A 12453-nucleotide genomic window follows, 5' to 3' on the forward strand; every position below is an offset into this window, starting at 1 on the left:
CTATTCCAGGGTGGCTGAAGTACTGAAAGCTAACCTGTTTTCTTTTTTCAGATCTTATTTCCGCACTACATGGCTACCTATAATCAACCTAACAACGGCTTAGACCCACTGGAAGACGACCTTAATGGCATGCCCAACGGAGGCAATATTACGGGCAACAATCAGTTTGGGGGCGAGAACCTCCCTCCCGACCACGACGACGCACTGCAGGGTGATACAGATTTCCAAGACCAAGGCACGGACTATAATCAGCAGCGACGCCACAGTGCCGCCAGCCCCAATGAGCCCTACGGCTCGGTTGGCCAAAGCTACGGTACAGGCCGCGCCGATTTCAACGGCGACGAAGACCGCGCCTACGACGAAAGCGGCACCCGCGGTGGCCTTGGTACCAGTGGTGGCCGCGAGGACCTCTCTGACCGCCAAGTAAACCCCGATACCAATGCCTTTCGCGGCGGCTACGGCGGCGGAGATTATAGCCAGCCCCGCCCAGATGAAGTTCAGAACATCGGCATGAACAGCCACAATCCAACGGCCTCCCCCAACCAAACTCAACTCGACGCTGACTCCGAGCAAAGTCAGGCGTAACTTATCGTACTACACTGAAAAGAGAGAAGAGGAATTTGCGCTAGCCAGAGCAGCTGCCAGCGCGAATTCCTCTTCTCTCTTTTCAACTTTGTCACTAACGAGGCTCTAGATGGGGACTAACTAGGTATATCCAAGGCTTTTTGCACGCAACCAGCCACCAATCCTCGTCCTACACGCTCCTCCTCCTCGGGGTGTTCCAGCAAGTAGCGGTCCACTACGTAGCCAATGGCCTGCGACGGATTTAGCGCGTGCCATCCCAACCGACTGATGCACACATGCGCTGGGGCGTCTTGGAAGTAGCCCCGACGAAACTCAAACACAAGAGGGTCTGCGTTGGCGTTTACTAGTTTAACCGCCAGCGGGGATTGGGTATTAGACTGTATTTCCATTCCTGTTGCATCGTCAAAATCAGAGCTTTTTCAGAAGCTTGTTGCGTTTTACGCACCGGATAGGCTAGTGACTATTCAAATGTGAACAGTTAAAAAGCATGTTGCAAGGGCTGAAGTACGGATTAACAATCGGTGCAACTACTGAATTTACTTGGTAGCTCGGCACGGTGCCGCCTACATTGCAGGATTGCTAAGCCTCTCTTACTTCTCGTGCATTACTAGAATAGGTGGCCTCCAGCATCATAGATACCGCACCTTTAGAGAACCAGGAGACGGCAACTAGAATTCTCTGTATTTCTGTCACTCCCCAACTAGCCCCTCGCGATGAAACGCAACCGCACTAAACGCCGTCAACTCCGACAATGGCGGCGCCTGCTTCAACGCATAGCCTTACTCCTATTGCTGATTTTTGGCTTGCTTCTCTACTTCTACCTGCACAGGTAGTGGTATTACTTGTACTTTATTTATGTTTTTGCACTTATTGAATTTACATAATTTATCTTGGACACACTAACACTACCGTGTACTTATGCCCCTAATTGGTCTTCTATGAAGCTTTTTTCTACCTTGCTCTGCCTCCTTGCTCTACCCGCCGCCAACCTGTACGCACAAGATCAAGCCTCCAGCATTCAAAAATTAGACGAAACCTACGGATTTCGAGGCGCCCGATTCGAGACGGATACGTCTGCTTATCGCGACTTAGCTTTGGCCGAGAAAGCGGGTCAGACTCGTTATTATCGCCGCACCGGAGAGTCTAAACAACTGGGTAGTGGCCAAATTGCTGATATTACCTATGGCTTCTACAAAGGCAAACTCGCTGTGGTTATGCTGCAGACCAATGGTGCCAGCAATAGCCGTGCTGTATTGGCCGAACTCCAGCAACAGGCTGGTCCTGGCATTCGGCGGAGCCCTTACATGCAACGCTACGCTTGGAATGGCAAGCGCGTACACATGAGCTACGATGAAAATGCCATGAGCTCTGATGCTCTTATTTTAATAACTTGTAAGAAACTCAAAGAACAAGAGTTGAAACAAGCACTACGTACGCCACGCCCCTTTCCAGCGGGCACCTAAGCGGGTACATCAGCAGCTAAACCAATAAACCAAGGTATAATTTTCAAGGCCGCATACTCCCCAAATGCTTACTTTATCGTTACGCCTGTACTTTGAAAATCCCGTAGGTCGTATTCTCGAGCACCCTGATGGGTACGCCGTGGTCCAGTACAAAGCCGGTCCTCGTCAGCTAGATCATCTGCAGGCTTTTCTTACGCATGCTGGGCGCCTGTTGCAATTACGCGGTTGGCATAAGCTTTTAGGTGATCAACGTCTGATGGCACCTTTCAATGATACTGAGCGCTCTTGGATTATGGAGTACTGGCTTGATCGTAAGGACAAGGAAGCGCACCCACTCTACGGAGCAGTTCTCTTGCCTGATGATGTATTTGCCCGATTATCCGTTAGCCAGATTATGCTAGAGGCTAAAGCTGCATCCATGACGTATCGATTATTCCAGGAATTAGAAGAGGCGGAAGCTTGGCTACGCCAACTAGACTAGCTGATGCTAGTCTAGTTCTAGTAAAAAGCTACAAGCTGGAACCCTGAGAGGCCTAATCCTCTCGGACGTTGCCTTGAAGACCACAATTTTTAAGTCTGAACCTTAGGCACTTTCAGGTTTGCGGCTAGAAAAGTTTGCAAATCGATTTGAAAAACCCATTTGCCCGCGTAGTTTTGCACCACTTCAACGCCTCCTTAGCTCAGCTGGTAGAGCAACTGACTTGTAATCAGTAGGTCGCTGGTTCGATCCCGGCAGGAGGCTCTTGAATTTGCAAACGCCCTGTAAGTCTTTGATTTACAGGGCGTTTTTTGTTGGTGTAACTCAAAGCTTAAACTAGGTTGTACTACATACTAGTTACTTTTAAAGGCTTGACACACAAGAAAATTTGATCCGCGAATCAAATTGCTCGTCTTCTGGTAAAATAACTGCCAGGCTCTAATTTGTCTCGCATGAAACACTCTCCCTCTCTTGCCATCTGGCTCAGCTTGGGCGCGGTCTTCTTGGGCCTGCTGACCACCTTTATTTCTTTGTGGGCCAGCCAGCGCAAAAAAGAAGCGGACCGCCGGAAGCAACCAGGCCCACTATGCCGGGACAAGACCAATTGCCGAAGTAAGAGAAACCGGCTTGAGCAGGACAGCTTATCGATATATCTTCAATGGAACCTTGCTCAACGGCCTACACTGCAAAGGCTGGCACAACGACCCTATTGATGGGTACAGGCCGCGGCCTCGCCTACGCGCAGCCTGAAGATGCCTTGCTACAAAACCGTGCTAGCTCCCTCATAGCCAAGGTTACTTGCTACTAGCGTGTACTTATTAGGTCAAACATTAACACCAGAAGAACCACATAACTATGCAGAAAGAGTTGTGGGCAATGCTTTCTGAGTTGCTGGCAGGATGGTAAATACGCTTGTTTGAGCGGTAAGATTGGTTGACTACGCTCTTTCCAGTAGCTTAACGGCTATGAAACGACTTATAATTCTATCAGGGCTGGCCGTAGCGGCTTGTGGTCAGGCTGAAAAGTTCCGCTACCCAGTGGTGGTAACAGCCGACAAAGCTGCAATTTATGCGCAACCCGATACCTCTGCAGACACCAGAATTATGTTTGCAAAGCGCGGCGACACTCTGGACCTGAAAGCTGGCGCCGTCAATGGCCTCTACACCGTCGCTCCTAAGCCGGGGGGCGAACTGTTCCCCAAGCACAGCTCTAAAGGCTTTATTGACACAAAGTATCTGCAAGTCCCAGATACCACTCTTCGCGCTGCCGAAGACCCGGGTTTCCCTCGAGGCTCCCGAGCAGCCCAGAAGAACTAAGCAGCCTCGACAACAGGGTTAGGCTAAAGCGCAGTACGATGGAGCCGACACGTGCTTTCGTGCCGCGTTAATATTCATGCGAAACGTTTATTGGACCTTCTATTAGGTAGCTAGTTCGAAGAGACTTCGGGCTAGCTATTATTTATTTTACTCGAACGTACTTCTCAATGATAATGCGGTTCACTCCGGCCTGCTCAACTTGCTCTTGGCCTTGCTGGATGAGCGTGTCACCCTTGATGGTTACAGTAAAAGAAAACGAATTTCCTTCCCACTCACGGGCACTGCAATAGTCTAGTTGTTCGGTATACTTATCGTTGCGCAAGGAATACCGACCGCCGCCCGCCACGAATACAGCTGAATCCTTACCTTTTTGCAGGTCGTGCTGCAAAAAGGCAAAATGCGTATCGTTGATAATCTTGATAAACGACTGCTTACGCGTCTGATCAACAACTGCTGTATCTCCCTTTGCAATTGTCGTGGCTCTTACTAGCTGCCAGGTACCAACGAGCGGATTGTTGGCCGGTTTTAATTCTTTGTGTTCACTACATGCAACTAAGAAAACGCAAATTGCTAAGAGGCTGCCGTTTAATCTCAGGCGCTTAGGCCTACGTTTCTGAATCTGCTGCTCGCTTTTTGCTGGTTGCATACCTGTTCTGGCAACAAAGTAACTGATGCCGAAAGGTAACAATCAGCTTGTTTCATTTGCTAAAGCTGCGCAATATTCTCCTTCAAATACTTCAAGCGAAGTAAGTGCGCAGCACCCATGCCATACGCTCATGATTGGCCCGCAACTCGGCACGCTGTGTATCTGAAAGGGGCTGGGTTACGTCCGCGCTCAGTATAGCCAAGCAGCGGGCGTGGTCATCGAGTAGGGACGACGCTAGGATGGGAATACTCTCAAGGGGTTGAATTGTTAGAGGACGGGGCTCACTCAACAATTCGCGCAAAGACGCTACCGGGTGCAGTAATAAGTCCAGCCAGGCAGCAATTTCTGATAACTCCCTCCCTACCGCGTCAAGTATAGCAGTTGTCCACCGCCGGTTAGCCAACGGAGTGGCCTTGGCTGCGCTGGGTTCGGCAACGCTGGCTACTATCCGAAATACGTTGCTTGAAACGCAGCCGCTCCACGGCGAATAGTTCTGTGTTGGCGCCGTATGTTCTTTTTGCAAAGAAATAGGGTTTTCTATCGAAACACATGGCGGCCGATCTAAGCCGGGATTGGAAGTAGTGCGTGCGATGTGCATAAACCAAATGATAAGCTCAACGGCAGGTGCTAGGAAAATTAAAGCTCTTCGTTACAGAAGTTTAAGATCATACAACAATTTCAAACATTTGTTTGAATATAGACCAAAATTAGAACTCATATTTTCTGCTCTGCCCCAAATAGGTACCCGATAATCATGTCTTTTACCACCTGCTGATGCTGGCTGACCACGTCCATCAATTCCGCGTTTGTCATGCGCAAGGCATGGGTGATGGCCGCCTTACCTACGAATGGATAATGCACATTGCTCACTATCATCATGATGATTTGTAGCGCACTTACAGGCTTAATTTCTTTGCTGGCCACGGCCTCTGCTACTTGACGGGCAAACACCGACTCTTGGAGCGACGGATAAGGAGAGGACACAGGTGTCTGCTCGACGAACAAGTCGGGATGGCGGCGCATTTCGTGCATGATGAACAACGGCAGATCCGGGTTCTCCACCACCAACTCGTATTCGGCCTCAATCAGCTGCAGGATCTTTTCGCGTAGGGGCAGGTCTTGGTTAACCAGGCTGTTGAGCTTGGCAAACTGAATCCGATGCAAATCCTGAAAAGTGAGTTGAAACAGCTTCTCCTTGCTCCGGAAGTAATAATTGGTCATTGACACATTCAGCCCGGAAGCCTCCGCCAGGTCCCGCGAGGTGGTGCCGTCGTAGCCTTTCTCCAGGAACAGCCGACGAGCCGCTTGACGAATACGTTCTTCCGTTGACTGAGCGGAGGCAGCTGGCTCTTTCATGTAATGTGGTATTGCAACTTAAAAGTAGACAGATGGGACAGGCTAAACAAGTGCTTTAAATACTTGTTTGGCCCATCCCGGCTGTTGTATTAGTTATATGAATCAATAGTGCCTAATTTATGCCTCCATAGTGGTCCACCAGGGGGTACTGCTTTTGGGTGTGGCAACCGTTAAGGCTGAATCATTACCTTTTGATTAAGGCGTTTGCCATCCGAGAGTTGCAGGCTGAGCTGATAAAGCCCTTGGCTTACATTCTGCGCTTCAACGGGCACCAGATTCAAACCAGTATGCAGCGAGACGAGTCGTTGCTGCACCACCCGACCGAGCCGGTCGGTTAAGAGCAGTGTAGCTGTCTGCGCACGATCGGCGGCGCAACGCAACGTGAAGTGCCCAACCGTAGGATTCGGGTATACGCTTAACTCTCGAACAGAGCTCAGACCGGACTTTGCCGCTAAAGCCTGCTTGCTGGCACTTGCACGGTTACCCGTGTTCGGTATGATTTCCAAAGCCGATAGTTTAGCCTGGTCGACACCGCCGTCCTCGGCTAGCGCACTCAGGTCTAGGTTGAGCACACCATCCGTGACGGTGACTAGAAAGGTTTCGCTCGTCGCCGTGCGCGGCCCCACCTTGCGCACAATATCGTAGTTATCGAGCACCTTCAGGCCTTCTAAGCTCACGTCAAACACGCGCTGCCCCACCTGCTCCCAGAAGATTTCGGCGAAGTGCAGCACCACCGAGTATTGTCCGTTGCTGAGCGGCAGGGCATAGCGCAACTGTCCGTTGGTGCTGTAGCGCTCGGATTGGTAGAGGCTCGCGTCCGTCGTGCCCGCAATTGGCACAGCGGCTGAGTAGTTGTAACTGTCGTGGCCGTAGTACTGATCAGCTGCAAAAATCCCTAGCGCAGTAGCCAAGGTACTCCCACCGGCATTCAGACGGAAAGCGGGAGCAGGCACGACTTCGATAGCGGAGATTTTAGCCTGGTCGACACCGCCGTCCTCGGTTAGCGCACTCAGGTCTAGGTTGAGCACACCATCCGTGACGGTGACTAGAAAGGTTTCGCTCGTCGCCGTGCGCGGCCCCACCTTGCGCACAATATCGTAGTTATCGAGCACCTTCAGGCCTTCTAAGCTCACGTCAAACACGCGCTGCCCCACCTGCTCCCAGAAGATTTCGGCGAAGTGCAGCACCACCGAGTATTGTCCGTTGCTGAGCGGCAGGGCATAGCGCAACTGTCCGTTGGTGCTGTAGCGCTCGGATTGGTAGAGGCTTGCATCCGTCGTGCCCGCAATTGGCACAGCGGCTGAGTAGTTGTAGCTGTCATGACTGTAGTACTGATCAGCTGCAAAAGAGCCACGGGCGGTGGTTAGGGCATTGCCCCCCGCGTTTACCAAGTACGTGGCCGCCGGACAGTCAGGATACAGCGTAACTTCCTGGGTAGTTGACAACCCACCAGCATCCGTTACTGTGAGGCTAACGGTGTAGTAGTATACTTCGGTACCACAGCCCAAGGGCGAAATGGTGGTCGTCGCGCGGGGCGACGTACTGATCGGCTCGGGATGCTGATGGTCATCGTGGTGCAGAACGGTCTGCCACTGATACGAGAGCTGACCACTGCTGTGTTCTTGGTCGGTGACGGCGGCCTCCAGAGTATAGGTGGTCTGCCCAGTGAGCGGATACTTAGTGCCGGCTGCTGGACTAAGGATATTAACTTGCGGAGGCGTATTGTTGGCAGATATGGCAAGCGAAGTTTGCCCGGTGTTGACATCGTCGCTGACGGTCAGTGTGACCTTGTAGTTGGTGGGGGCTCCGGCCGGGAAAGCATGGGTAGGATTGACCGCCGTGCTGGTGGTACCGTCGCCAAAATCCCATAAGTAAGTTATGCTATGCCCGTCGGCGTCGTGCGAATCACTCCCGACGAACTGTACCGTCAAGGGGCTCGCGCCGCTGGTCTTATCAGCGCTGGCTACCGCGACCGGAGCCGTGCCCCCACCCGAAGCATTGTAAGACACCTTCCTGATTTCGGACGGATAAAAATTCACGTAGTAGAGGCCGCCCTGAGTTGGATGCGTGGCCATGGCCACAACAATGGCTCCTTTGTCGATGAAATTGCGCACGGCCACCGGCTTATCGGCATTATCCACGCTCAGACTGCGAATCCAGCCCCCAGGATAGTCTCCAAAAAAGCAGGTGTTGCGGTATTCCGGGGGGAAGTCGGTATGCGGGTAAAAGACGCCCCCCATGGCGGAGCTTCCCCCAAACTGAGGCCCTGAAATGGGCGAACCCGGCGCCCCAATGTTGATTTCACTAGCTACTCCCCCCTCGAATATGCCCGTTCGGGAAGGACCATTACCCACGTGATTCCAGTCGAATAAAGGGCGACTATGCACAAATGTGGGTATAGCAGTGGCGGTGGCTTGCCCAGTACAAGGGTTCGTAAACGATGCTGTTCCGCTAGGCGTATCCTGCGTGATTAAATCCTGAAAGTTATAGAACGCTTGGGCGCAGCCATCTGCACCGGTTGGCGCATAAGGATTAGCTGTTTTTTTGTTCCAGTAGCCCGGATTAGGGGTTAGTCCTTCAAATAAGGGCCAGCCGAAGTTCATGCCCGGCCGGACGGCCGCATTAATTTCTTCCCAGGTATCAAAGCCTACATCCCCAATGTAAAGCACACCGGGCTCTGTGGCGTTTCCTGAGCCGGGTTTGAGTGTCATTCGAAACGGATTTCGCAGCCCCAACGCCCACACCTTGGATTGCACCGAGCCTGGGGCCGACGCTTGGTAGAACGGGTTATTGGCTACACCTTCACCGGTCATAGGGTTTAAGCGCAGAACCTTGCCGTTGTAGCTTTGCACCTGCTGTGCTCGGAGGGCGCCCACGTTCTGTTCCGGCGTAATAATGCCGTCGGCCAAGGCCTGGACGTAGTACGAACCACTAGAGCTACCAACGTCTTCGCGGTCGTAACTGGCCCCGTCGCCGACTGAAACCAGCAGGGAATTATCAGTGCCGAACACTAAGCTGCCAGGGCCGTGGCTCAAATGTGTCACCGGCACGCCTGTTTGCGGAGTAGCGCCAAGCAAGATGGTACGGCTGGCGGGATCCACGCTATAGCCGGTTGCCGTCTTTGTGGCCTGGTAACGCGTTAGCCGGTTGATAGTGGCGTTGAAATATTCGTTGGCCGTAGGGTTGTAGTTGGGCGTACCGTAGTAGAGCAGATGATGGCGGTCAACGGTATAAAACAGGTAGAAATATCCGTTGGTGTCGAAATCGGGATGCAAGGCAAAGCCAAGCAATCCGAAATCACGCCACGCGCCCACTTCCTCGCTGAGGTCGAGCAGCAAGCTTTTCTGGCCGTTCTGCAAGGTCCATACTCTACCGGGCCTTTCCCAAACGAATAAGTGGCTGCCGGCCTTGTTGAATGTGAGGCCCACAGCCTCATCCCAACCCGATGAAACCGTTACGGAAGTGAATCCGGGGGGCGGGGACTGGGCAAGTGCTTTTTGCTTTAAAGTCAGAGTAAATAAAAGGAGTACAAGTAAAAGTTTGTGTTTCATGCGGAGAGAAAAGAGTGGGTACTAGGTATTGGGCAATATTTTTTCACTTAGCAGGCATAGGGCTTCGAGCTACCTGCTAGTACAAGCAAAGAGCAACAAGCACAAGCGGGCCCTTACCTAGCATCCATTAAGGTGCTAAGACAAGGGTCCGCTTTTTAGCGATTTCAAGAAGGATGGGATTTGGCTACAAGTATGACCTTGTAGGTAGTAGAAGCCGGTTAGGCAGGCCGCCGGTTACGACTTGCTAGTAGACGCTTATTCGATTTTCCCAAATAAACCGCCTTATCACACTAGCATGGTAAGAGACGCTTAAACTGGATTACAACAAGAACGAACTCGACGCGCAGGCTTGCTATACGAGCACAATGGCTACCTGTTTCGTTAAAACAAAAATTTATAGCAATGAGCTTGGAATATAATCTAACAATAAATGGTTTAAATTATTCTAGTAAAGTATTAAATAGATATGATGATTGTAATTAGTTTTTGCATAAAAAATCCGCTTAGGGTGCTTATAAAAAAGTTATCAAAAAATAGAACGGATGCAACTTACTAAATTGTATCAAATATAATTATTTTTATAAGGCCACTCGGTAAAATGCATCTATAAACCAGCCCCTCTTGCCGTAATTAGGTAGTATACTATACTAGGTAGCACAAGCCGATTAAGCTGCTCTGTAAGTATTGCAGATTGCTGTGGGTAAACTAGTTGGCTAGTGGCAACGGTAGTTATACCAACTTAACCCAAGTTGCAACCTAATCACTAGCTCGGCGAGGGTGCAGGTGAAGACAGAAAGCAGGAGTTTAGGGGCAGCACCTGGACAGTAACGGCAGGCACAGAACACTGATTTTGTAGTGCCTTTGGCAGCTCATTAGCCCAGTAAATCCGTATTGCTCTAGACTCTTGCCTAACCAATCAATAGCACCCTTTATTTTCGTTGGTAAGAGGAGCCGAACCCATCGTAGTAATTGTCGCTCAGGTGCAGGTGCTTGCCGTCTTCGTCGACCTGATAGATAAGGGTCTTCGGCTGCACAGTAGTTGCCCCGCTCGAATGGTAGTTGATGGTGACGGCCGGCTCCGACTGACCACTATGAATGCTACGCAAGGTGCCAAGCGAATAAGTGGTAGTCTCGACGAGTGAAGTCTGGCCTTGCTGCGTCTGGTATCGCTCAAACGTATTGTCTTGCTTGAAGACCAAGGTGGTGCGCACGCCCGTGGAGGCTGGCGTGCTTTTCCCACCCGCAAGCCCACCGCTGGTTTGCTCCCATTCCCATTCGCCTACTAGCCCAGAGTCAGTTGGCTCTGCTGTTTCTTTGGTGCACGATTCGGTGGTGAAGGCAAATAAGGCTATTGCGGCAGAGAATAGAAGCTTTTTCATGGGAAGATGAGAGACGACAAGAGCTAGAATACAACCGGAAGAGCAATTGGCGTAGCAGAAAGTTGCATGTGCAGCAGAAAGGCTCACAGCAAGTCTTTTACAGCAGGTGTGCCCTAGATTTCCGCAAGCTGGCAAGACAGCGCAGCTGCTGATAGCAAGATCCTAAGAACCAACTATTACAAATCTAATTTTGGGTTCGTGGTTGCTAAAGTGAAATGTCGTGGCCAACCGTAAACCTATCCGGTAACGATTGTGATACTTTCATTCATGTATTCGTCGTCTTGGGTCATCCGTTAGCCCAAAGTATTTCCTTACTTGGAATTGCCTTCCAGCGAAAAGAGAGCCTTGCTTTACCAAGCTCCATCGGAATGGATAGGCTTGCACCGTTAGGCACAACGACATGAACCGGTTCACTTGCTGGCTGCTTTTGCTGGCTGCTGTAGGAAGCACGAAGGGCTATGCGCAAACGATTGCCACTCTACAAGTGGTGGTCCCTCCTACTACTAGCAGCTTAGAGACGCCCATCAAAACCAGCCTGGACGCCCTTACATTTCTCCCCGATTCTGTGCTGACGCTGGTAGAAGTGCAAGGCACCAAGCGCACCAGCGTACCCTTCCAGATCGAGCACGGATCGGAGCGCACCCTCCATTGGATACTCGACCCGGCCGCTAGCAAAACCAGCAAGCGCGCCTATGAACTGGTGAAAGGCAAAGCCAACAAGACTAGTGTACCGATGCGCGTACAAGATGGGCAAGGCTCCTTCACCCTCACAAGCAAAGGCACCAACCTGCTGCGCTACAACTACAAAACGGTATACCCGCCCACCGGCATAGACACGGCCTACAAGCGGAGCGGCTTTATTCACCCGTTGTGGTCGCCGCACGGCCAGGAGCTAACCCGGATTCAAGCGCCCGACCACTACCACCACTACGGCATCTGGAATCCGTGGACGCATGTGCTGTTTGAGAAAGACACCGTTGATTTCTGGAACATCCGGGACCGGAAAGGCACCGTGCGCTTTGCCAAGGCAGTTTCCACCACCGAAGGCCCCGTGTACAGCGAGTACCAGGTGCTGCAGGAGCACATAGCATTCAAAAAAGGAGGCAAGGAAAAAGTGGCTTTGAACGAGCTGCAAGCGGTACGAGTATATCAGCCCCAGGGAAAAGACTACTACATAGCCGACGTCACCATCAACATGAATTGCGCCAGCGCCAGCCCAGTACTGCTGCTGGCGTACCGGTACGGTGGGTTTGGCTGGCGCACCACCGAAAAATGGAACAAGGATAACAGCGAGGTGCTGACCTCGGAAGGCAAAACCCGCAAGGAGGCCGACGGCTCTACGGCGCGCTGGTGCATCGTGCAGGGCCAGATCGACAACGACTACGCCGGCGTGGTGATGATGTCGTTTCCAACCAACTACAACCACCCCGAGCCGCTACGCATCTGGCCCGAAACGCAGAATGGCCGCGGCGACATGTTTGCCAATTTTTCGCCCACCAAGAACAAGAACTGGCAGCTTGATCCTGGTCAGACCTATACGCTCAAATACCGCCTGATCGTGTACAACGGGCATTTCACGAAAGAAAAAGCGGAGAGTGGTTGGCAGGCCTTCAGCGCCGAACCCAAGGTTACGGTGCAGCGCAAGTGATACTTTCTTCTGATCTGTGTAAAAAATCCTT

At 51.6% G+C, this 12453-nt stretch carries 11 protein-coding genes and 1 tRNA gene; 6 read left to right on the forward strand and 6 right to left on the reverse strand.

All coding sequences use genetic code 11. The annotated features are described in order from the left end of the window. Positions 1 to 69: 69 nt before the first annotated feature. Complete coding sequence (locus P1X16_RS09215) at positions 70 to 585, forward strand: hypothetical protein (RefSeq protein ID WP_277227798.1); 516 nt, start codon at positions 70 to 72, stop codon at positions 583 to 585. A gap of 116 nt (positions 586 to 701) precedes the next feature. Here the strand turns inward: P1X16_RS09215 and P1X16_RS09220 are convergent, their stop codons facing one another. Further along, a complete protein-coding gene (locus tag P1X16_RS09220) occupies positions 702 to 974 on the reverse strand; it encodes a hypothetical protein (RefSeq protein ID WP_277227800.1) in 273 nt (90 codons plus the stop codon). A gap of 549 nt (positions 975 to 1523) precedes the next feature. Here P1X16_RS09220 and P1X16_RS09225 point away from each other — a divergent pair. From P1X16_RS09225 to P1X16_RS09240, 4 genes are all read left to right on the forward strand, one after another. After that, positions 1524 to 2048: a hypothetical protein gene (locus P1X16_RS09225; RefSeq protein WP_277227803.1), complete on the forward strand. Its 525-nt coding sequence runs from the start codon at positions 1524 to 1526 to the stop codon at positions 2046 to 2048. A gap of 64 nt (positions 2049 to 2112) precedes the next feature. Then, the gene (locus tag P1X16_RS09230; protein WP_277227806.1) at positions 2113 to 2529 is read left to right on the forward strand and encodes a hypothetical protein; all 417 of its coding nucleotides are present in this window, start codon (positions 2113 to 2115) and stop codon (positions 2527 to 2529) included. A 188-nt stretch (positions 2530 to 2717) separates the two neighbouring features. Beyond that, positions 2718 to 2790 (forward strand) — tRNA-Thr (locus P1X16_RS09235). Between the two features lie 701 nt (positions 2791 to 3491). Then, entirely contained in the window at positions 3492 to 3842 is a 351-nt protein-coding gene (locus P1X16_RS09240) for a hypothetical protein (RefSeq protein ID WP_277227808.1), read from the forward strand. 142 nt (positions 3843 to 3984) lie between these two features. Here P1X16_RS09240 and P1X16_RS09245 read toward each other — a convergent pair whose 3' ends face one another. The 5 genes from P1X16_RS09245 to P1X16_RS09265 form a co-directional block, all read right to left on the reverse strand. Next, positions 3985 to 4530 (reverse strand): lipocalin family protein, encoded by a 546-nt coding sequence (locus P1X16_RS09245; protein WP_277227811.1) that lies wholly within the window; start codon positions 4528 to 4530, stop codon positions 3985 to 3987. Positions 4531 to 4579: 49 nt separating this feature from the next. Continuing rightward, on the reverse strand, positions 4580 to 5011 hold the full coding sequence (locus P1X16_RS09250; RefSeq protein WP_277227814.1) for a hypothetical protein: 432 nt from the start codon (positions 5009 to 5011) through the stop codon (positions 4580 to 4582). A gap of 191 nt (positions 5012 to 5202) precedes the next feature. Continuing rightward, a complete protein-coding gene (locus tag P1X16_RS09255; protein ID WP_277227817.1) occupies positions 5203 to 5844 on the reverse strand; it encodes a TetR/AcrR family transcriptional regulator in 642 nt (213 codons plus the stop codon). A gap of 170 nt (positions 5845 to 6014) precedes the next feature. Then, positions 6015 to 9395 (reverse strand): malectin domain-containing carbohydrate-binding protein, encoded by a 3381-nt coding sequence (locus P1X16_RS09260; protein ID WP_277227820.1) that lies wholly within the window; start codon positions 9393 to 9395, stop codon positions 6015 to 6017. Between the two features lie 929 nt (positions 9396 to 10324). Beyond that, positions 10325 to 10774, reverse strand: a complete 450-nt coding sequence (locus tag P1X16_RS09265; RefSeq protein WP_277227822.1) for a hypothetical protein — start codon at positions 10772 to 10774, stop codon at positions 10325 to 10327. 400 nt (positions 10775 to 11174) lie between these two features. Between P1X16_RS09265 and P1X16_RS09270 the strand changes: the two genes are divergently transcribed. Next, a complete protein-coding gene (locus P1X16_RS09270) occupies positions 11175 to 12422 on the forward strand; it encodes a PmoA family protein (RefSeq protein ID WP_277227824.1) in 1248 nt (415 codons plus the stop codon). Positions 12423 to 12453: the final 31 nt, after the last annotated feature.

Source organism: Hymenobacter sp. YC55, from assembly GCF_029433095.1.
In the GTDB taxonomy this organism is placed as follows: Bacteria; Bacteroidota; Bacteroidia; order Cytophagales; family Hymenobacteraceae; genus Hymenobacter.

Coding starts and splice junctions, on each gene's coding strand:
- P1X16_RS09260 (WP_277227820.1), bottom strand. CDS start 9,395: ATGAAACACAAACTTTTACTTGTACTCCTTTTATTTACTCTGACTTTA.
- P1X16_RS09215 (WP_277227798.1), top strand. CDS start 70: ATGGCTACCTATAATCAACCTAACAACGGCTTAGACCCACTGGAAGAC.
- P1X16_RS09255 (WP_277227817.1), bottom strand. CDS start 5,844: ATGAAAGAGCCAGCTGCCTCCGCTCAGTCAACGGAAGAACGTATTCGT.
- P1X16_RS09220 (WP_277227800.1), bottom strand. CDS start 974: ATGGAAATACAGTCTAATACCCAATCCCCGCTGGCGGTTAAACTAGTA.
- P1X16_RS09230 (WP_277227806.1), top strand. CDS start 2,113: ATGCTTACTTTATCGTTACGCCTGTACTTTGAAAATCCCGTAGGTCGT.
- P1X16_RS09270 (WP_277227824.1), top strand. CDS start 11,175: ATGAACCGGTTCACTTGCTGGCTGCTTTTGCTGGCTGCTGTAGGAAGC.
- P1X16_RS09240 (WP_277227808.1), top strand. CDS start 3,492: ATGAAACGACTTATAATTCTATCAGGGCTGGCCGTAGCGGCTTGTGGT.
- P1X16_RS09225 (WP_277227803.1), top strand. CDS start 1,524: ATGAAGCTTTTTTCTACCTTGCTCTGCCTCCTTGCTCTACCCGCCGCC.
- P1X16_RS09265 (WP_277227822.1), bottom strand. CDS start 10,774: ATGAAAAAGCTTCTATTCTCTGCCGCAATAGCCTTATTTGCCTTCACC.